Source organism: Pectobacterium hainanensis (genome assembly GCF_046237015.1).
Lineage (GTDB): Bacteria > Pseudomonadota > Gammaproteobacteria > Enterobacterales > Enterobacteriaceae > JBJYIN01.
The window spans coordinates 1-20,415 of sequence record NZ_JBJYIN010000014.1; the positions used below are offsets into that span (position 1 = coordinate 1).

The 20,415-nt window shown below is 49.4% G+C and carries 16 protein-coding genes; 3 read left to right on the top strand and 13 right to left on the bottom strand.

What is annotated here, in order from left to right; genetic code table 11:
- Nucleotides 1–433: 433 nt before the first annotated feature.
- From pssA to trxC, 4 genes are all read right to left on the bottom strand, one after another.
- Complete coding sequence (gene pssA, locus ACKPVM_RS14365; protein ID WP_409310193.1) at nucleotides 434–1,789, bottom strand: CDP-diacylglycerol--serine O-phosphatidyltransferase; 1,356 nt, start codon at nucleotides 1,787–1,789, stop codon at nucleotides 434–436.
- Between the two features lie 167 nt (nucleotides 1,790–1,956).
- Nucleotides 1,957–4,605 carry a bifunctional acetate--CoA ligase family protein/GNAT family N-acetyltransferase gene (locus ACKPVM_RS14370; RefSeq protein WP_409310011.1) on the bottom strand — a complete coding sequence of 883 codons (2,649 nt, stop codon included), beginning with the start codon at nucleotides 4,603–4,605 and terminating at the stop codon, nucleotides 1,957–1,959.
- 32 nt (nucleotides 4,606–4,637) lie between these two features.
- A complete protein-coding gene (locus ACKPVM_RS14375; protein WP_409310013.1) occupies nucleotides 4,638–5,354 on the bottom strand; it encodes a tRNA-uridine aminocarboxypropyltransferase in 717 nt (238 codons plus the stop codon).
- A gap of 258 nt (nucleotides 5,355–5,612) precedes the next feature.
- Nucleotides 5,613–6,041, bottom strand: a complete 429-nt coding sequence (gene trxC / locus ACKPVM_RS14380; protein ID WP_409310015.1) for a thioredoxin TrxC — start codon at nucleotides 6,039–6,041, stop codon at nucleotides 5,613–5,615.
- 196 nt (nucleotides 6,042–6,237) lie between these two features.
- Here trxC and ACKPVM_RS14385 point away from each other — a divergent pair, with 196 nt between their 5' ends.
- Complete coding sequence (locus ACKPVM_RS14385) at nucleotides 6,238–7,383, top strand: tRNA/rRNA methyltransferase (protein WP_409310017.1); 1,146 nt, start codon at nucleotides 6,238–6,240, stop codon at nucleotides 7,381–7,383.
- A 142-nt stretch (nucleotides 7,384–7,525) separates the two neighbouring features.
- Here the strand turns inward: ACKPVM_RS14385 and emrB are convergent, their stop codons facing one another.
- The 9 genes from emrB to proV form a co-directional block, all read right to left on the bottom strand.
- Entirely contained in the window at nucleotides 7,526–9,061 is a 1,536-nt protein-coding gene (emrB, locus tag ACKPVM_RS14390; protein ID WP_409310018.1) for a multidrug efflux MFS transporter permease subunit EmrB, read from the bottom strand.
- Nucleotides 9,062–9,078: 17 nt separating this feature from the next.
- Nucleotides 9,079–10,257 carry a multidrug efflux MFS transporter periplasmic adaptor subunit EmrA gene (gene emrA, locus ACKPVM_RS14395; RefSeq protein ID WP_409310020.1) on the bottom strand — a complete coding sequence of 393 codons (1,179 nt, stop codon included), beginning with the start codon at nucleotides 10,255–10,257 and terminating at the stop codon, nucleotides 9,079–9,081.
- Between the two features lie 270 nt (nucleotides 10,258–10,527).
- Entirely contained in the window at nucleotides 10,528–11,043 is a 516-nt protein-coding gene (mprA, locus tag ACKPVM_RS14400) for a transcriptional repressor MprA (RefSeq protein WP_409310022.1), read from the bottom strand.
- A 160-nt stretch (nucleotides 11,044–11,203) separates the two neighbouring features.
- Nucleotides 11,204–11,533, bottom strand: a complete 330-nt coding sequence (gene ygaH, locus ACKPVM_RS14405) for an L-valine transporter subunit YgaH (RefSeq protein WP_409310024.1) — start codon at nucleotides 11,531–11,533, stop codon at nucleotides 11,204–11,206.
- The gene (locus ACKPVM_RS14410; protein ID WP_409310195.1) at nucleotides 11,530–12,189 is read right to left on the bottom strand and encodes an AzlC family ABC transporter permease; all 660 of its coding nucleotides are present in this window, start codon (nucleotides 12,187–12,189) and stop codon (nucleotides 11,530–11,532) included. The genes ygaH and ACKPVM_RS14410 overlap by 4 nt, the downstream gene beginning before the upstream one ends.
- Nucleotides 12,190–12,399: 210 nt before the next feature.
- On the bottom strand, nucleotides 12,400–13,590 hold the full coding sequence (locus ACKPVM_RS14415) for an MFS transporter (RefSeq protein WP_409310026.1): 1,191 nt from the start codon (nucleotides 13,588–13,590) through the stop codon (nucleotides 12,400–12,402).
- 141 nt (nucleotides 13,591–13,731) lie between these two features.
- Nucleotides 13,732–14,736 (bottom strand): glycine betaine/L-proline ABC transporter substrate-binding protein ProX, encoded by a 1,005-nt coding sequence (gene proX / locus ACKPVM_RS14420; RefSeq protein ID WP_409310028.1) that lies wholly within the window; start codon nucleotides 14,734–14,736, stop codon nucleotides 13,732–13,734.
- A 39-nt stretch (nucleotides 14,737–14,775) separates the two neighbouring features.
- Nucleotides 14,776–15,960 carry a glycine betaine/L-proline ABC transporter permease ProW gene (gene proW / locus ACKPVM_RS14425; protein WP_409310030.1) on the bottom strand — a complete coding sequence of 395 codons (1,185 nt, stop codon included), beginning with the start codon at nucleotides 15,958–15,960 and terminating at the stop codon, nucleotides 14,776–14,778.
- Nucleotides 15,953–17,155 carry a glycine betaine/L-proline ABC transporter ATP-binding protein ProV gene (gene proV / locus ACKPVM_RS14430; RefSeq protein WP_409310032.1) on the bottom strand — a complete coding sequence of 401 codons (1,203 nt, stop codon included), beginning with the start codon at nucleotides 17,153–17,155 and terminating at the stop codon, nucleotides 15,953–15,955. Before proV ends, proW begins: the two co-directional genes overlap by 8 nt.
- 1,041 nt (nucleotides 17,156–18,196) lie before the next feature.
- Between proV and ACKPVM_RS14435 the strand changes: the two genes are divergently transcribed.
- The gene (locus ACKPVM_RS14435) at nucleotides 18,197–19,441 is read left to right on the top strand and encodes an urea ABC transporter substrate-binding protein (protein WP_409310033.1); all 1,245 of its coding nucleotides are present in this window, start codon (nucleotides 18,197–18,199) and stop codon (nucleotides 19,439–19,441) included.
- Between the two features lie 95 nt (nucleotides 19,442–19,536).
- Complete coding sequence (locus ACKPVM_RS14440) at nucleotides 19,537–20,406, top strand: ABC transporter permease subunit (protein WP_409310035.1); 870 nt, start codon at nucleotides 19,537–19,539, stop codon at nucleotides 20,404–20,406.
- Nucleotides 20,407–20,415: the final 9 nt, after the last annotated feature.

A 20,415-nucleotide genomic window follows, 5' to 3' on the forward strand; every position in this document is an offset into this window, starting at 1 on the left:
ATTAAATAAGTGAAGAAGCCTCATGTGAAAGCATGGGGCTTTTTTGCGTTTGGGGATTTTAGTCAGGTTAGTGCGGAATATGGCGTTGGAATACCTTTCCAGTCGAACGAGTAATTTCTTCATTCGTTTTTCTGGGCTTATAAAATATCCTCGTTGTCAAAAAATGATTTCCTCGCAATTTTTCCTTTATTAAGTAGCAGTATCACTATTTGACTTTACACCAACAGCCATTAGTTCAGAAATATTTAACCTCAGCGTGTTCTTGACTACCAGGTGAGCTGTAGTGGTTTAATGAATTTAGCTACCTAGACATTGGTTTGCAGGTAACAAGTTAGACAGTATTTGGCAAAGCAAAACCGAGATGATAGCCGCCTAAAGCTGACAATAAAAAGCGCCGATGAACGGCGCTTTTTATTGCATGGCGGAATTGGCATTAAAGAATGCGGCTAATCAGCTTATCTATTCTGATGCGTCGTAAACGTCGAATGAGTTTGCGAACCTTTACCGGATATTGCGCAATACTCTCTAACTCCGTATAGCTTGTGACTGCTTGCGTATGGACTCTGATATGCTCAAGCTCTTGCTGACGTTGTACCAGCAATTCCTGCTTGGGATCATGAATAAGGAGCGCGTTTTCCAAGTCCAGACGCCAGGCTCGGGGGTTGAGATTATTACCCGTTAGCAATTGCCATTTATCATCGACCCACATGCCTTTCAGATGAAAACTATTATCGCCATCTTTCCATAGTCTGACGACAAGCTGCTGAGCATCAATATAGCGTTGTAGTCTGCTTAGGAAACGACGTAAGTTGATTTCATAGAGGTAAGGCAATGCACCAATGATTTTGAAGGGTTGATCTTCCGGAATATAAAAATCATTAGCGGTTTTGTCGCCGATAATAATTTCAACTTTCTTTCCTTCGCGCAGCAAACGGACAATATTTCGGACTAGCAGCGCAGGAAGATTGAAATATGGTGTACACATTACCAAATGGCTGTCTGCACAATACATTAAATGATGAATCGTTTTGTTGAGCGGGCTTTGTTTGCCTAAACCAACCAATGGTGTAACGGTTAATTCATCATCAGTGACATTGCAACTAGGGGTTGTATAGTCTGCTGTACGTAATGACAGACGGAGCTGTTTGGTTTCATTCTTGATCTCCAGGTTTTTGGGGCGATCAACGTGATCAAGTCGTTGAATTGCTGGTGCCGCCAGGAGCGTCTGAATATATTGAACCATGGTATCCGCCAGGATCTGATTTCGAATCACCTGATAGCGATCGTAGCGGTATTTGTCGTGTTGGTGCAGGTAGACATCATTCAAGCTGGCACCGCTGTATATCACAGTGTCATCAATGATGAAGCCTTTTAGATGTAGTACGCCCAACGCTTCTCGAGTGTTAACGGGGACACCATAGATAGGGCACTGAGTCTCCGCGTATTTATGTGCCATCTCGCAATACCAATCTGCATTGGTGTTTTCCGCTGCGGCACCTATCCGCCCACGTTGGGCGCGATGCCAATCAACCAGAATGCGGATATCGAGCTCAGGGCACAGCCGTTTAGCCTCGTATAGCGCAGATAAAATACCTATACCGCCATCGTCATGCTCAAGATACAGAGCCACCAGATAAATGCGTTTTCTGGCATGTAGAATCGCGTTTACCAGCGTGGTACGAAAAAGTTCAGGGGTGTGAAGCGTCTGAACATCGCCAGCTGTCTGAGGGATTTTTGGCAGTTGTGCAAGGTGTTGTTGGTATTTATTGCGTTTAAATTTTGACAACATCACAGTGCGTTTCTTCTCTCATCAGTGTATGACCTTGGGGTCATTATCAAACGTTTAGGAATAGCCGAATCGGGCGATAATACCATTACTTTCCTGCTGTTGTGAGCAAGTTTTACTATTGAGAGTCAGATCGTTGCCTGACGCGGGAGTTACGTCACGAAGTACCGTTAGCCTTTTAGCGGTAATTCCAGCGCCACAATGCCTTCTTCCAACTGGACATCAATCTTAAACCCCAGTTTCTTTGCCAGTGTAATCATGCCTTGATTATGCGGCATGGTAATACCCGTTAGGCGACCTAGCCCATGAATTTGTGCATATTGGATAAGCTTGTTTAGCAGTAACCGCCCCAAACCTAACCCTTTTAAATCTGAGCGAACCAAAACAGCGAATTCAGCATTAGTGTTATCAGGATCCGAAATTGCCCGCGTTACCCCAATAATTTCCAAATCATCTCCCGTCTGGCGGATAGCGACAAATGCCATTTCACGATCGTAGTCAATCTGGGTCATATTGGCTAAATCTTCATGATTAAACTCATTAATTTCACTGAAATAGCGATAATAAAGATCTTCCTTCGTCACTTTTGCAATGAATTTACTGAGCAAAGGTTCGTCTTCGGGCAGGATCGGACGAAAAAGGCTGGTGGTATTATTCTTGAGTGTGACGGTTTCTTCCAATTCATGAGGATAGGGACGAATAGATAACCTCGACTGAGGGTCGCCACAAAAAGGCTCCAAATGTAATGTGACATCCAGTAGCGTGAACTCGTCACCTGAAGCCAGCAATGGGTGAATATCCAACCGGGAGATTTCTGGACAATCCAGCACCAGGTTGGAAACTTGTACGAGCAGACGGCTGAGTGCGGGGATGTCCAGCGGTTTTAGTGCGCTGCGACTACGAATTTTGCCGCTTTTGATAGCCTGGATGACCAGATAGCGCGCCAGCGTCATATTGAGCGGCGGGAGGGCGACAGCGGCCTGTTCTCCTCGCCATTCAACGCCACCTTCTCCTAACATAATGAGCGGCCCGAAGACCGGATCCTGTTCGACGGCAATACGGATTTCCTGAGCACCCGCACGGTTTGCCATTCCCTGAACGAGCAAACCATGGATTCTTGCCTGCGGATAGGTTCGTTTTACGCGATCGAGTATGGCATCGGCAGCCTGTTGCACTTCTCTGGCTGTCTGCAGATAAAGCATAACGCCTTGGACTTCTGATTTGTGCGGAATATCAGGAGAACGTAATTTAATCGCGACGGGATAACCGATTTGTTCTGCAATATGTACCGCTTCAGCACTGTCACTGGCAATCCAGGTTGGCAGCGTATTCAAGCCGTAAGACTGTAGGATCGGTTGAACCTCATGTGTGTCTAACTGCGTGACGCCATCAGCCAATGCCTGATGGATCAACGTATGTGCCTGGCTCGCATTAATGGTCAGATCCAGCGGTAAGGCTGGTGTTTCCATCAGTTGCTTTTGGTTACGTCGATACTCAACGATGTGCATAAACGCAATGACTGCGCCTTCAGGGGTGCGGTAGGTTGGTATGCCTGCCCCATTAAATAATCGTCTGGCTTCTTGTGAGGAATGTTCCCCGCACCAATTTGTCAGCAGTGTAATACGCTTACCGCGTGGGTGTTGCTGTAACCGATTGATTAACTGTTCGGCACTTTCTGTTCCAGGCGCGGCAGCGCTGGGGGCATGGATAATGAGTAACGCATCGATATCATCACTATCCAGTAATATTGTTATCGCCTCAAGGTAACGGGCTGTCGTTGCGTCATCAAGTAAGTTTAGTGGATTACCGATAGCCACATATTCCGGTAATTTTGCTCGCAACTGGTTTTGCGTTGACTCGCTGAGCGTTGCAAGTTTGCCCTGTCTATTAAGCAACTGGTCCAGCGCCTGTGCGGCTGGCGACGCGCCATTACTGATAATAAAGAGACGCTCGCCGCGAAGTGGCCGCAGGTGGCTTAGCGTTTCCACGGCTGAAAAGAGCTCATGGGTATCGCGCACCCGTAACAGACCGGCTCGCTGAATTGCGGCATCGTACGCGGCATCTAATCCATGACGTTGGCGACTCAGCAATTGTTGTGCTTGTTGGCTACGTCCGCTTTTTATCACCAGAATCGGTTTGTTTCTTGACGCACTGCGCGCGGCAGACAGAAAGCGGCGAGCATCGCTGATGTGTTCAAGGTGTAGCAAGATCGCACTGGTCTTGCCATCTCTTGCCAGAAAATCGAGCAGGTCATCGACATCAATATCCAGGCTATCGCCCAGAGCGATAAAGTAGGAAAAACCAATGCCGCGCTGTTGGGCCCAATCCAGAACAGTATTGGATACTGCCGCAGATTGAGAAATAAAGGCTAGCTTGCCTTTCATTATTGGAACCGGAGAGAAACTGGCGTTTAATCCTTGCCAGGGAGCCAACAGACCAAGGCTATTCGGGCCTAGCAATCGCATATTGTAACGCCCGGCACACGTTTTTAATTCACTGAATTGTGACGGCGGTGCTGAAAGAATGATGACGGTTTTACAGCCACATTGCCCCAGTTCTTCCAATAGTGTCAGGTTACGGCTGGCGTTGGTGCAGATAACGGCCAGGTCCGGTGTCATGGGTAGGTTGGCGACGCTTGGATAAGCCAGCACACCGCAAACGGCACGATATTTGGGGGTGACGGGAAGTACTGGGCCACTGAAATTGCCATCCAGCAGATTTCTCATCATAAGAAAGCCTGCTCGTCCTGTTTTTTCCGATGCACCGAGTACGGCTATCGACTTTGGACGTAATAGTGCTTCCAATCCACGCTGGCTCATTCGTCACTCCCGTCAGATAAGACTCTTTGATTCTAAATGCTTTCAGTCAATGATGCTGTGACGGTGGATGAAATTTCCCGCACGCTATGGTGTGACTTCCCTGCCAGATAGTGCTGACGAAAACGATCGAAATGTGCAGACAAGCCATCAGCCGCTTTGTTATCGCCAGCCTGAGCCAATAATGCGATGGCGATTTCGGCCGTACAATGTTGTTTTTCATGGTTAGCTTCACGCAATTGATAGCGGGATAACGCATCCACATTAAGCGATAAAATGGGGAGACTATCCAGGTACGGACTTTTGCGGAACATTTTGCGGGCTTCCGGCCATGTGCCATCCAGTAGTACAAACAGTGGTGGTTTTCCCTGGGGAGGTAACTGACGCAGCACCTGACGCCCGTTTTCTGTTTCATCAGCCAGAAACACCAGATAGGGTTGATAAGCGCGGTCTTGTAACATCGCCAGTAATTTCGGATCTGGGTGAGTTCGCGACCAGAGAAAAGCTTGCGTATTCGGTAAAATATCCGCGATTAAACGCCCCGTGTTACTGGGTTTTAGTGGTTCAGTGTCAAACATCACCAAACAAAAACGACTACGTGAATCCTGTGTTTGAATGGTATGGCACAAACAGGTCGTGATTGGCAGCAGACAATGTTGACAGCGCACGACGCGACAACCACGGGCGCGAAATGGTTTAGTGGATTGCTTAAGGCGTTGCTGGCGCAATTGGAGGACAGCGTTGTTGCTCATGAAAGGTGTTGACCATGGAATGGAGTAGTAGACGTTTGCCAAGCGCTTTACAACGTGGTGGAACACATTGCTGCACAAGCTAGTCCTGAAACCCGCTATTCTAATCGACGAACTGTCAGACCAAAAGCGCTAATGAATATCGTGGTGATGAGAGCCCACAGCGAGCCTGTTCCGAAAAAGGTACGGCAATGGCATTCACCATAGCCGTTTTTTATCGGTGTCCGTCAGCTTAATGTGTAACGGCATTGTGTGGCATCTTTAATGGTTTACAGATGATTCATCTAACCAAGCCTCAAATGGTGCTTGAGGTAACGCGCCGTTAAGCATGTCGACCATTTTCCCTTGTTTAAATAGCATCAGGGTTGGAATACTGCGAATGCGAAACCGGGCGCTAAGTTGAGGCTCTGCTTCGGTATTGACCTTAATGAAGCGCATTTGCTTACTGCGTTCCTCTGCGACGTTTTCAAACACGGGTGCAAAGTTGATGCAGGGCCCACACCAAGGTGCCCAGAAATCAACCACCACAGGGAGGTCATCCTGTAATAATTTATCTAGCGTCGCTTCTGTCGCATTCACCACATCGCCAGTAAAAAGTGGCTCACCGCAGCGTCCGCATTTTGCGTGATCGTTGATACGCTCTTCGGGCAGACGATTGGCGGTTTGGCAGGAGCCGCATACCGTATTCATAATGGGCCTCATCAAAAAGGGCTAAACTCAATAGGTTTATTATGGTTGGCGATGTGGGTGTCAACAACGTGGTTTGCTCAATGGCTACAATAGCTGAAGACTTTTGGCGCGAGAGTTTTTCGCTTTTACGACAAGCTGGTAGCTAAGCGGGTGTACATAAGGTAATCTTCGCGCCAGCGCGTAGGTGGAGATAACGATGAGCGATTCATTTGAGAGTAAGAGCGGCAAGGTCCGTGTGATGTACGTCCGTAGTGATGATGAGGGCGAGAAAGAGAATAAAAAGAAACGCCCAGAAGGGAACGAGGGTCGTGGCGGTCGAGCAGGATCGCGGGATAAACGTGAGAAACCTCAGCATCCTCGCGATACGAATCCCCGTTATGCGCGAGAAAATCCGTTGCGTGGAGGAGAATCGCGCGAAAAAAGTCCTTGGGGAAAAGGTAAGGAACGTAATGAACGAAGTGGTGACCGTTCCCGTCGTCCGCGTGATGAAAGTGTGGCAGTTAGTGATTCTCCGTGGAAGACGGTTTCTCGTGCTCCGGGTGATGAGGCAGAGCTGGACCATGGTGGTATCAGCGGCAAAAGCCAGATAGATCCTGAACAAATTCGTCGCCAGCGTCAGGAAGAAACGCGCGTTTATGGTGAGAATGCCTGCCATGCTCTGTTTAAGAGCCGTCCTGAAGCAATTGTGCGAGCCTGGTTCCTACAGGAAGTCACGCCGCGCTTTCGTGACGCACTACGTTGGATGGCCGCTAATCGCAAAGCCTACCATGTTGTCGAGGATGATGAGCTTACGAAAGCCTCAGGCACAGAACACCATGGTGGCGTGTGTTTCCTGATTAAGAAACGTCAGGGGCTGGATGTCCGTGAGTATCTGAAAACGGCGGGTGAACGTGACTGCGTGCTGGCATTGGAAGATGTGGACAATCCGCATAGTCTTGGCGGAATCATGCGTACCTGTGCACATTTTGGTGTGAAAGGCGTGTTGATTCAGGATGTGGCACAGCTAGAGTCGGGGGCGGCAGTGCGTACTGCCGAAGGTGGCGCCGAGCATGTTAAGGCCATTAATGCGGATGATTTTCTGTCTGTATTGGGTGAGTTCCGTCGTGCGGGTTATACGATTGTGACCATTTCGAACCGTAAAGGGGCCGCGCTGTCTGGTACGGTATTCCCGGCCAAAACCGTGATGGTGTTGGGGCAGGAAGGTGATGGTCTGTCTGATAGCGCGTGGCAACAAGGCGATGTCAAAGTATCCATTGATGGTACAGGCAAAGTTGAAAGTCTGAACATTTCTGTTACGACAGGTATTTTGCTTTCTGAATGGTGGCGACACAATCAGGCGTGATAAAACAGCGATAAGCCGTCGGGGTCGGCGGCACATTAAATGAGAAGAGGCATCGCTAGGATGCCTCTTTTTGATCTGCTCTTTTGAGCAGCCATCGTCATGACTTAATCGTCGTTATTACGTAATCATCGTGATTGCGTGATCAATGTGCGCCACCACCTCCACCGCCAGAGGTAAAGGGTGGGCGAGCGAACCAAACCAGAATCATCAGCACCAGGAATATCCCCGCAGCTGCCCAGAATATCTCATTAGCAGAAATAATCAGCCCTTGTGCGGTAATCTCTTGGGCAATATAGGCTGATGCCTGAGACTGGCTCATTCCCATGTCCTGTAGCTGCTGATAGGTTTCCTGAGCTATCGGATTATAGGGTGTCACGGATTCTGTCAGGTGAGCGTGATGCAGTGCTTCACGCTGTGTCCATAAGGTTGTGGTAATGGATGTCCCGATTGACCCAGCCAACGTTCTGGCAAAATTTGACAAACTGGATGCGGCGGCCAGACGTTCTGGCGGTAGCCCAGATAACGTGATAGTGGTCAGCGGCATGAAGAAACAGGCGACGGCGAATCCCTGCACAAACTGTGGCCAGGCTGATGCCCCGAAATCCATTCCCGGTTCAAACGTGTAGGCCCGCCAATAGAAACAGACGGCGTACATGATGAAACTGAAGGTAACCAGTTTGCGCATGTCCAGACGTGGTGCGAAACGGCCAATAATGGGCGATAGCACGACCGGCATTAATCCTACTGGCGCAGAGGCCAGCCCAGCCCAGGTTGCGGTGTAGCCGTACACTTCTTGTAATAGTTGCGGTAACAGGACGATAGCACCGAAATAAAACATGTAGGCGAGGCTGATACACAAACAGCCAATCGTAAAGTTACGCGATTTAAAGAGTGATAAATCGACAACAGGGTGATCGTCCGTTAACTCCCATACAATCAGGAACGCTATTGTGATGACGGCGATGACGGTCAGAATAATGATCTCGTTGGAATTGAACCAATCCAGCTCTTTCCCTCTGTCGAGCATCATCTGAAGGCTACCAATCCCGACGATCAGTAATGCCAGCCCAATGGTATCGATCGGCTTGATTTCGGTTTTGGTTTCCCGTCCGCGCAATGTTTGCAATGCGATCAAAACCACGGCGACGCCGAGGGGCACGTTGATGAAGAAAATCCAGCCCCAGTGGTAATTATCACTAATCCAGCCGCCGAGTATCGGGCCACAGATTGGCGCGACGACAACGGTCATCGACCAAAGTGCCAGCGCGATACTCCGTTTGGCTGGCGGATAATTGCTAAGCAGTAAGCTTTGCGACAATGGAATCAGCGGTCCGGCCACAATGCCCTGTAGGATACGTGCAAAAATCAGCATTTCCAGACTGTTGGATACGCCACATAGCCAGGATGTCAGGGCAAATAAGGCGGTAGACCACAAAAACAGGCGAACTTCGCCGAAGCGTTTGGCCAGCCAACCGGTAATGGGAATAGAAATGGCATTGGCGACCCCAAACGACGTGATCACCCATGTGCCTTGTGAGTTGGATGCGCCCAGATTACCCGCGATAGTCGGAATGGCAACGTTGGCAATGGTGGAGTCCAGTACCTGCATGAACGTTGCCAACGACAGGGCGACGGTCATCCAGGCGAGGCTGGCCCCTTTAAGTGGTTCTCTTGGCACGTTCTTCTCCTGACAAATTAACCAGCGTTAGCCCGAATGATGTTGCTAATCATTTGATTGACAGGGGTGAGATCCAACGATAAAGCATCGCTGGCATAAGCCGGTGTATCCCGAGGCGTTTCAGATAACGCTTTACCTGCTACGTTTGCGGTATCAACGTTAACCAATGCGGATAAACCGATACGCAGAGGATGTTCTTCCACCTGTTTGGCATCCAGTTCGATACGAACAGGCAGACGTTGGACAACCTTGATCCAGTTACCGGTGGCATTTTGCGCTGGCAGCAAGGAAAATGCGCTGCCGGTCCCCATATCCAGGCCGACAACTTTGCCCTGATAAACCACATCATCGCCATAGATATCAGCGATAACTGTTGCGGGCTGACCAATACGCATGTTCGCTAGCTGTGTTTCTTTAAAATTGGCATCAACCCATAGGTGATTGGCTGGAACAATGGCCATTAGCGCGGATGCTGTTGTGATCCTGGCACCCACCTGCACGCTACGGCGCGAAACGTAGCCATCGACCGGACTCACAATCCTGGTACGCTGTAAAGCCAGCCAGGCATCTCGCATTGCTGCTGCGGCCTGTTGTACCGCGGGCTGTTGATCCAATGGGGTATCCATGACGATGGCCTGATTAGCGAGATATTGCTGCTTAGCCACTTCCAATGAGGCTCTGGCGCTCGCCACGGCATCACGCGCATGCTGAACTTCTTCACGACCAATCGCATTAACGTTACCCAATGCTTCACGGCGGTTTAGATCGCTTTGCGCTTTACTCAACTCGGTCTGACGTAGCTCGATGTTGGCTTGATACTGTTTGCCGTTAATGATGAGTTGATGCGTTTGGCGCACGCTGCTGGCAAGCGCGGTTTTTGCCCGCTCAAAAGTTTGTTGCGCATCGATCTGGTCCAGTTCAACCAGCACATCGCCTTGTTTAACAAAATCGGTATTGTCGACATTGACTCGAGTGACGCTTCCCGTCACTTGTGCCATTACCTGAATCTGATTACCTGCGATGTAAGCATCATCTGTGCTTTGATGGTGTCTAAGGATCAGAAACCAGTAAATTAGCCAGGCGGCGCCGAGTACAAGAAAAACAAACGTCATTAGCGTGAGGATCTGTTTACGCTGTCTTTTCTTGTTTTTCTGCAAAGGCTGCGGGGATACCTGTTTTTCCACGTTTTCACTCATGGGTGTCTCTCTTTGTTTTTTACCGGATATCGCGGCTTTTATTGCCGTTAGTGATAGCCCGTCAGGAAAAAATGTACCGCATCGCGGTAATATGCCGACATGTTTATTGTGCAGGCAGCAGAGTCTGTTATGGTGTTTCCTCGCTGTTATTCGCGCTGGGAAACGCAATGGGTCTTTTCAGCGGAAAACACCATCTACCCGATGACATAATCATTGGGTGGAATCAGGGGTATTGAGGGTAGTAACGTTTTTGTTTTAACTACTGGTTAGTTACAGATCTTTTATGTCGTCCATTTCATCCAGTCTGGTCAGTAGCTTCCGCATAAGCACTTCCAACTGTCTTTGCTCATCACCTTCAAGAACTGACCAGAGAAAATGGAGACTTTTGTGCTGCGGAGGAAGTAACTGATCGAGAAACGCTTTTCCTGCCTCTGTCATATGTAAATGCAGACAGCGGCGATCGCTATTGCTTTCGCGTCTTTCAATCCATCCTCTTCTTTCTAACTCGTCGGCAATGCGTGTCGCATTGGTGCGCGATGACCCTAGCGCTGCGCTGAGTTCCGATGGTTGGATACTATAAGATTCCTGCGATTCCAGCGTAATTAATGCCATAAACAGGGTTTCATTAATCCCTTGTTCCTTAAGAATTCTATTCCTGTGCTCCAGGATTTTGCTCTGCATGTGCATACATAAACGCATCAGCAACACTTCCTGATAGGGGAAGTCAGGTTTGCGTGAAGCGCGCAACGTTAGCATTTGTTCGACAGGGGTAAATGAACTATCCATTTTTATATGAACCTCATTAATCACGGCCTGTATAGTAACGAATGTTACTAACTGGGTAAATGCGAAAGCGGGTTAATTCTGTGTCAGAACGTAAGTAAAATACATGTGAGTAACAAATTGATGGGATGTTATACCCGCCATACTTCGGGTTGCAGGCGTATCAAAACAATTTAAATGCGATGCCATAGCATAAGGCACCTAATAGCGTAGCAAAAACAATACTACGCGTTTTGTAAAAGCTTCCCGTCAAAGTCGTAAAACCGACCAGCGTCGGTATCAACCTTTCGTGATGGGTGAGGATATCCGGCACGCTGGAAACAATTAGTAAAGCACAAATGGAAGCAATGCCAATGCTATCCAATAGCAAGGCCGTTTTACCGCGCTGTAACGATCCTGATGCACGCGAGGAACCCAACCTCAAAGGTAGATAGCGAAACAGATAATTGACCAGACCAACAATCAGACCAATCAGAATGACTTGTGTACTCATGGTGTTGCCTGCGATGGTGTGGTGGGTTGGCAAAGCGCAGCCAGACAGCCGCTGCCGATACCGATGAGGATCGCTGCCGGAATTGAAGATATCAGCAGTCCGAGCAGCGCCCCGCCTAACGAGCAGGCGACAATCAGGCTCTGGCGACGTTTAAATGAGGCCAACAGAAAACTCAAAAACAGGGCGGGAAGCATAAAGGAGAGCGCGGCTTCCACCGCTGGGTAATCATTCAGTGGGCCATTGCCGAAGAATGCGCCGACAACGGTTCCTAACACCCATGAGAGCCAGGCGCATAGCGCGACGCCGAGCATCCAGTTTTCTGACCAGCGCCGGTTATTTCGAGCCAATCGAGCAGTGGCCGCAGCAAAAACTTCATCGGTCAGACCGAATGCCCACAGCGCTGTTTTACCCGTCGGTAGCCGTTGCAAAATACGGTGGCGTAATGCCGGGCCATACAGCACGTGTCGAATATCCATCGCCATCACGGTGAGTGCCGCGACCCAAATCGACATCCCGGCGCTTAGCAGCGCAGTAATCACGAATTGGCTGGCACCCGCATAGATAATGCAGGACAGAAAAATCCCTTCGAATGGCGTAAATCCCAGTTTGACGGCGTTCATACCGAAAGCGAAAGCGACGGGAACATAGCCGATCATAATAGGCAGACTATCGAATATGCCTTCTTTGAAGGAGGCGCCAGTGGTGGCAAGTTTCTGTTGGTCTGATGTATTCACTGTATCCACGAGGCTTGAAGGAAAACGCTTAATCTGACAGGCCGATAACCATATCAAAGCGTTATCGGGATTTCACGTTTTGTGGACGCTCATCGATCTTTCATTCAATGCAGCGTGATTGTTCTGAGAACGTCAGGCGATCTGGCGCTCATAATGGCGACCTTGCCACCACACCAGCAGATTTAATGCGCTGATACTGCTGCCTGCGGCACAGACGCCCAGCCAACCCCAGTGCTGATAAGCGGCGGCGGAAATCAGCGAGCCCAGCGCGCCACCGATGAAATAGCTGGTCATATACCCGGCGGTCAGGCGATTACGCGCTTCGGGCATCATCCGGTAGATGACGCTCTGATTCGTGACGTGTACACCCTGAACGGCGAGATCGAGCGCAATGATACCGATAATCAGCGCGATAACCGATTGAACACCCCATGCGACAAACAGCCAGGACAGCAGCAAAATCAGTAGACCCGCGATGGTTGTTTGGCTGGCCTTTCCTTGATCGACCAACCGTCCTGCCCGCGACGCGGCCAGCGCGCCAGCAGCCCCGACGAGACCAAACAGGCCGATCACGCCTTCGGAGTAATGATAGGGCGGTGCGGCCAGCAGGAAAGCCATGGATGTCCACAGAATGCTGAAATTGGCAAAAGAGAAGCAGCCCAGCAAGGCTCGGGTGCGCAACAGCGGCGTTGTTGCGAATAACCTGAAAATTGAGGCGAGCAACTGCGGATAATTCAACGTATTTTCCTGATGAATACGCGGTAGCGCACGCCAGAGAATCAGCGCCATGACGATCATCAACGAACTGGCAACCCAGTAAACGGTACGCCAGTCTCCCAGCGATGCTAGTGCGCCCGCTACCGTTCGCGCCAGCAGAATGCCCAGTAGCAAGCCACTCATAATCGTGCCGACCACTTTGCCGCGAGTTTCAGGCGTTGCCAATGTTGCGGCAAGTGGCACCAATATTTGCGCAACAACAGAAAACAACCCGGTTAATGCTGTGCCGGTAATCATCAACCATAATGTGGTGGAAGATGCCGTAATCAACATCCCGCCAGCGGCAAGCAGCGTCATGCTGACAATGAGCGCCCGTCGCTCAAACATATCGCCCAGTGGAACCAGAAACAACAAACCGACGGCATAGCCGAGTTGGGCTGCCGTCACGATAAATCCTGCCTGATTGACGGAGAGTTCGAATGCTCTGGCGATCGTTTCTAGCAATGGTTGAGCGTAATAATTACTCGCAACAGCAAGACCTGTAGCAATAGACATAATGAGGGTCAGCGACAGGCTGAGCCCCTGTTGTTTTGACTGAGATGGCATAGTTTACGGTAGTTAATGTGATGTTAATACGATGAGTATGGCGAGTAGTATCAGGCAGGTGATAACGAGATGCTAGAAAATATTGTCACGGCGTAAAGAAATAAAGGCGGCAATGCCGCCTTGGTCGTTAAGTTAAATCGATTATTTCGCTGCGTCGGCCGCTGTTTTCACCCAGCCATCAAACTGCTGCTGGTGGGCTTGGATCCAACCATCGACATGGCGTTCAATATCCTGTTGAGAGCCTTGCCCTTCATGCATACGCAGGTTCTGCGCATTCACATCGGCAATGGGCAGTTTCATAATAGAAAACAGCTTGGCGGCCGCTGGGTTTTTCTCTGCCCATTCTTTGTTTGCAGCAATTTTCATCACGTTGACTGGGAAGCCGTAATCAGCGCCGTTAGGCAGTTTGGTACTGGTTCCTTTCATTTCTCCCGGTTGAGAAGAGAAAGGCACCTGTAACCAGACCACATCTCGTCCCGGTACTAATACATCACTGACCCAGTATGGGGTCCAGGTATAGTAAAGAATGGGTTTACCTTCTTTGTAACGGGTAATGGTATCGGCAATCATCGCAGCATAGTTCCCTTGATTATGCTCAACGGTATTGGTTAAGCCATAGGCGGGAAGATGATTATTGATCGCGGCTTCACATCCCCAGCCTGGCGTACAACCCGTTAAGTCCGCTTTGCCATCGCCGTTAGTATCAAACAGCTTGGCTATCTTCGGATCTTTTAACTGTTCAATATTCGTGATCTTGTATTGTTCTGCGGTTTTCTTATCGATCAGATAACCCTGCGCAGCGCCCGATACGTAGACGCCTTCACGATAGAATTTCGCATCACCGCCGGCAGCCTTATATTGGTCAGCATGCAACGGATCCCAACTTACTGCGATAAACGTTGCATCACCGGAAGCGATCGATGTGTAAGCAACGTTGTAATCCACTTCACGAATCGGCTGTACGTCATAACCCAATTTCTCAAGAGCCCGACTAACCAGCAGCGTTTGGAAGGTTTCCTCTGAAATCGTGCTTTGCACGGGGATAACCGTGACGCCTTTGCCGGGTTGCTCGTTTTCGGCGGCGTAAAGCGATGTACTCAATAGTGCCGTGGTCAGGACCGCTGCCCAGATTTTTGTTTTATGCATGATGGTTCCCTCTTTATTTATGTGGGTAAGGCTGCCGCGTTATTGTTTGATAAAGGGACGGGTTACCAGGCCAATCGGGCCGACGGTATACCAGCTTTTATTCCCTTTACTCCGTTTATCACGGCCCAGAGACTGGGTAAGACGGTCAAGAATAATGGCCAGGATAACGATGCCGACACCACCGACCGCCGCCAGACCCATGTCCAATCGACCAATACCACGCAACACCATTTGGCCTAAGCCGCCGACGGCGATCATGGAAGCAATGACGACCATTGACAGCGCCAGCATCAGCGTTTGATTTACCCCAGCCATGATGGTCGGCATGGCCAGCGGTAGCTGAACCTTAAACAGCATTTGCCGAGGGCTGGCTCCGAAGGATTCAGCGGCTTCAATTAAATCTTCCGGCACCTGACGAATCCCCAGAATGGTCAGACGGATGATGGGGGGTAAGGCAAAAATGATGGTGACGACTACGCCCGGTACGTTACCGATACCGAACAGCATGACAATCGGCACCAGATAAACAAATGCCGGTGTCGTCTGCATCGCATCCAGCAAGGGGCGGATAACTTTGGCCGCTCGCTCGCTACGGGCCAGCCAAATTCCCATGGGCAGACCAATCAGTATGCAGAAGAACAAGGCCGTTAACACCAACGCTAGCGTGATCATCGCTTGTGACCATGCGCCGATCGCACCGATCGCAATCAGGGAGATCAACGTGGCAATCCCCATGCCAAGGCTCGACATCTGCCAGGCGAGCAATGAGAACACCAGAATGGCGATCGGTGCCGGCATACCAAGTAGCAATTGTTGAAAGCCGCTCAGTATGAAGTCTACAGGTACGCGAACACCCTGGAAAACGGGTCTGAAATGTAAAACAACCCAGTCGATACCGTGTGTAACCCAGCTATCTAGCGGGATCAACGTATCTTTGAACGGATCGAGAATATTGAAATGTTCTGGCGTAGCCGGTGTGGCGCTATTCAACCAATCACTACTTTGCTGGGTAGCGTCGGCGCTATTTGCCGTTCCTCCGCCCCAGGCATCGGAACCGGTCGCGGCATCTTGTGCTGATGGTTGATCCGCCGGAGCCGCTTGTGTGGTTGACCAGGGATCGCTTTGTTCCGCGGCACCATTCTGGCTCTGGTTTGCAGCCTGATCGGTGCCTTGTTCATGGACGTCGTGAGTACTTTCCCACGGGTTTGATGTTGATTTACTCATTGGTCACTCCTTCCTTATCCAGCGCCTGTAGCAACATTCCTTTGGAAATGATGCCTATGTACTCGTTGTTTTCTCCGATAACCGGGACGGCACAAGGGGCTTGTGCGACCTGGGAGATCAGTTCATTGAGTGACATATCGGCGGGCACGGGGGCCGGATCGGAAAGCAACGCCTGTTCAAGCGGCTGTTGCGTTTTCAATGCCTGTTTCAGTGAATCAATGGAGACGATGCCAATAAATTTTTGTCCGCGTTCCAGCACGTAGCCATAATCACGGTCTTCATCCTGTAGAATCTTCAGTGCCGAACGGGGGCCGACGCCAGGCGTTTTACGGATCAGCGTGACCGGACGACGGCGAGCAATATCTTTAGCACTGAAAACATGGCTGATATCCACACCACGGAAGAAGGTACGAACATACTCGTTAGCGGGATTGTTCAGGATCTCGTCTGGCGTACCGACCTGAATCACTTCACCGCCATGCATGATGGCGATACGGTCACCGATACGCATGGCCTCGTCCAGATCGTGTGAAATGAAGACGATGGTGCGCTGATTACGGGACTGAAGTTTGATTAGTTCGTCCTGCATTTCCGTGCGAATCAGTGGATCCAACGCCGAAAATGCTTCGTCCATTAGCAGGATATCTGGGTTGTTTGCCAGTGCTCGCGCCAGACCGACTCGCTGACGCATCCCACCCGAGAGTTCATCCGGGTAGGAATGGGCATAGGCTTCGAGCCCGACCTGCTGAAGGGCATTCAGTGCTTTTTGTTCACGTTCCGCTTTAGGCAGACCCGCGAGTTCCATACCGAAGGCGGTATTACTGAGAATATTCAGATGCGGCATTAGCGCAAAAGACTGGAACACCATACTGATTTTTTTGCGGCGGACATCACGTAGCGCCGTATCGGATATCTGAGCGATATCTTCACCATCAATCAGAACCTGACCTCGAGTCGGTTCTATCAGACGATTGAGAAGGCGTACCATGGTGGATTTACCCGAACCGGATAATCCCATGATGACAAATATCTCGCCTTCTTCAATGGCCAGACTGGCATCTTTCACACCGATTGTTAGGCCGGTTTTCTCAAATATCTTATCTTTACTCAAGCCCTTATCAATCAGCTTGAATGCGCGATCCGTGTGCTCGCCAAATACCTTGTAAAGGTTCTTTACTTCAAGTTTTATTGCCATGAAATGATTGTCTTCCTGTGGTCGTTTATAATTCTATAACGTCGTCCTGATAATGGTTGAACATATTTACCCTATCATAATGAGATTCTGAGACAACCCCCTTTGCTCTGAATGACAATGGGAGAAAGGAATTGATTGATGTGATCTTGATATCATTTTTACACATGGTTTTGTTACTGATAATGCTAATTCAGTGTCATGGTTTTTATATAAAATAATAATTATAAACAATGTGTTATGTGTTTTTGTCTTTTGCTGTTAAATAAGTTTTTTTTCTTTGATAGTGAATGGAGATTATTCTTGTATTTATCGCAATAATATAAAGGATAAGAATTTTTTGAATATTGTCTTATAGACACAAAAATGGTGTGATTTATGTGCATGAATGACTCATCGAGTGTCACTATACCGATTCAGTATAGCCGTGATATATGATACGCCAGCATGGTATGGATAACGGGAAATTTGTACTCAAATAGCGTGATATTGAAACGTTCATATTCTGTGATCCAATGGACCCGATATATTGGGAATCTGTGTTGGCTATCCACAATAATTTCACCATATATGAAGGTATTTACTCCCAATCATCCAAGGTATAAACGGTTGGTGTTGAACAAAAATTCGCTCACTAAAATGGTGCCGTTTTTTAACTTATACTTAACATTATGAGCATGCTATCTCGTTGAGAGGGCAATAATGCGATCCTGAATTGGCCTGCTTTGTGATGATGTTCCGTAAGTTAGCCGTTATGAAACCGATAAAATATTTCTGTTCGCTTTTTGTGCAACAAATGCCCCATCAAAGTGCATCGATATCTTTGTTTACCATTTGATTTTTAATGGAAAATTTATCATTGACAAGGCTTTGAATCCCTTCTTATAGTGACAGTGACTTATCCGCAAGAACGCCAACGCCGTCGGCTTGTGGTTATGGCAATAGAGCCCTAGCAACGTCATCTGACTTTGCCGGGCTTTTTTTTTGCTTTTTTTTCAGACCCGTTTTTTACATCCATTCCTCACATTAAAGCCAGGGGTATTTATGTCCAGAATGAAATGTCACTACGCCGCCTTACCGCTTGCACTGGCAACAGCACTTGCCGTGACCTATTCAGGTATCGTCGGCGCGGCAGAGAAACCGGTAAAAATAGGTTTGCTGGAAGATGCATCAGGTAACTTTGCCTTACCCGTCATACCCAAGATTCATGCGACCGAGCTTGCTGTTGAAGAGATCAATGCCAAAGGCGGCATTCTTGGCCGCCCGATTGAATTGGTGAAATACGATACGCAATCGGATAACACCCGTTTTCAGCAGATGGCGCGCCGTTTGATTAAAAACGACAAAGTGGATGTCATTTTCGGCGCGTTTTCCAGCGCCTCACGTGAAGCCATTCGCCCGATCATGGATCGTGAAAAACAGATGTATTGGTACAACAACCAGTACGAAGGCGGCGTTTGCGATACGAACGTTTTCGTCACTGGTGCTGTCCCGGAACAGCAATTTTCAACCCTGATCCCGTGGATGATGGAGAAGTACGGTAAAAATGTGTACACCATCGCTGCTGACTATAACTTTGGTCAGATCTCCGCCGAATGGGTACGTAAAATCGTCACGGAAAATGGCGGTACGATGGTCGGTGAAGAGTTTATTCCACTCAGCGTGTCGCAGTTCGGCCAAACCATTCAGAACATTCAGAAAGCTAAACCTGACTTTGTGATGACGTTACTGGTTGGCGCTAACCAATCTTCCTACTACGAACAAGCCGCCGCCGCCAAACTCGGTTTGCCGATGGGTAGCTCGGTGAATGTCGGCCAGGCCTATGAACATAAACGTTTTAAAGCGCCTGCGTTGAAAGACATGTACATCACGGCTAACTACATCGAAGAGGTGGATACGCCCGCCAGCAACGATTTCAAACAACGCTTCCGCGCCAAGTTCCCTAACGAACCTTATATCAATCAGGAAGCGGCCAATGCTTATGATGCCGTTTATTTGTACAAACTGGCGGTAGAAAAAGCAGGTAGCACGGAAATGGATGCGGTACGCCGTGCGTTGGAAACTGGTGAAATCTGTACTGACGGCCCTTCAGGCAAGGTTTGTATCGATCCGAAAAGCCACCACCTAAGCCACACCATTTATCTGGCGCATGTGAAAGACGATCACTCTATCGAGATCCCAAAAGTATGGCATGACATTAAGCCTTACTGGCTGGGGGAAGCGGGTTGCAACCTGCCGGTTAAACCGGATACCAACCAGTACACGCCTTCCAGCCCACCGAAGGCCTGATGTATGTCCTGCGTCAGAGCAGCGAGCGTTTTTCTCTACTCTGACGCCATTTCTTCATTTGCCGTGTCAGTCAGGACACCAAGGATTGCCCGTCAATGCTAATGCTATCCTTTCTTTACTCCGTGCTTTACCAGTTTGGCGATAATTTTGCCTATCTGGTGCTGGCCGCCCTTGGTTTGGCCGTTATTTTCGGCATGATGGGCGTGATCAACCTCGCCCACGGTGAATTCATTATGTGTGGTGCCTATGTCACCATTTTGATGAATAAAGCCGGTTTACCGCTTCCGCTTGCCATGCTGAGCGGCACGTTGGCTGCGGCGTTCGCCGGTGGCGTCGTAGAACGCCTGGTGGTACGTCACCTCTATGGCCGTCTGTATGATTCCGTGGTTGCCACCTGGGCAATCAGCCTGATCGTGCAGCAAAGCATGTTGCTTATCGCTGGCCCATCGTTGGAAGGACTCTCTACGCCGTTCGGCTCGTTTACGCTAGGCGATTACTCTTTCGCGACCTATCGCGCCATTCTGCCTTTGCTCGCTATTGCCGTTTTGATGATGTTGTACTGGCTGTTTTTTCACACTAACTACGGTGTGTGCGCCAGAGCGACGATTCAGAACGCGAAAATGGCGTCCTGCCTGGGTCTGGAAACAGACCGGATCTATACGCTTACCTTCGCACTCGGTGCCGGGCTTGCCGGGCTGGCTGGCGCTATTTATGCGCCAACGCTGACGGCCGTTCCTACGATGGGGAGCAGTTTCATTGTACAAGCCTTTGTTTCTGTGGTGGTCGGTGGGGCGAATGTATTGGTGGGAACGATCCCTGCGGCGATGGCGTTGGGGGCGATCCAGACAGGGCTGAACGCCTGGTATGGGCAACTGGCTGGACAGATAGGCCTGTTGTTGACCGCTGTCTTGGTGATCCGTCTGTTACCCAATGGCGTCGGTAGCCTGTTTACCCGCAACCGCTAGGAGCCAAAA

Coding starts and splice junctions, on each gene's coding strand:
- pssA (WP_409310193.1), bottom strand. CDS start 1,789: ATGTTGTCAAAATTTAAACGCAATAAATACCAACAACACCTTGCACAA.
- ACKPVM_RS14370 (WP_409310011.1), bottom strand. CDS start 4,605: ATGAGCCAGCGTGGATTGGAAGCACTATTACGTCCAAAGTCGATAGCC.
- ACKPVM_RS14375 (WP_409310013.1), bottom strand. CDS start 5,354: ATGAGCAACAACGCTGTCCTCCAATTGCGCCAGCAACGCCTTAAGCAA.
- trxC (WP_409310015.1), bottom strand. CDS start 6,041: ATGAATACGGTATGCGGCTCCTGCCAAACCGCCAATCGTCTGCCCGAA.
- ACKPVM_RS14385 (WP_409310017.1), top strand. CDS start 6,238: ATGAGCGATTCATTTGAGAGTAAGAGCGGCAAGGTCCGTGTGATGTAC.
- emrA (WP_409310020.1), bottom strand. CDS start 10,257: ATGAGTGAAAACGTGGAAAAACAGGTATCCCCGCAGCCTTTGCAGAAA.
- mprA (WP_409310022.1), bottom strand. CDS start 11,043: ATGGATAGTTCATTTACCCCTGTCGAACAAATGCTAACGTTGCGCGCT.
- ygaH (WP_409310024.1), bottom strand. CDS start 11,533: ATGAGTACACAAGTCATTCTGATTGGTCTGATTGTTGGTCTGGTCAAT.
- ACKPVM_RS14410 (WP_409310195.1), bottom strand. CDS start 12,189: ATGATCGGCTATGTTCCCGTCGCTTTCGCTTTCGGTATGAACGCCGTC.
- ACKPVM_RS14415 (WP_409310026.1), bottom strand. CDS start 13,590: ATGCCATCTCAGTCAAAACAACAGGGGCTCAGCCTGTCGCTGACCCTC.
- proX (WP_409310028.1), bottom strand. CDS start 14,736: ATGCATAAAACAAAAATCTGGGCAGCGGTCCTGACCACGGCACTATTG.
- proW (WP_409310030.1), bottom strand. CDS start 15,960: ATGAGTAAATCAACATCAAACCCGTGGGAAAGTACTCACGACGTCCAT.
- proV (WP_409310032.1), bottom strand. CDS start 17,155: ATGGCAATAAAACTTGAAGTAAAGAACCTTTACAAGGTATTTGGCGAG.
- ACKPVM_RS14435 (WP_409310033.1), top strand. CDS start 18,197: ATGTCCAGAATGAAATGTCACTACGCCGCCTTACCGCTTGCACTGGCA.
- ACKPVM_RS14440 (WP_409310035.1), top strand. CDS start 19,537: ATGCTAATGCTATCCTTTCTTTACTCCGTGCTTTACCAGTTTGGCGAT.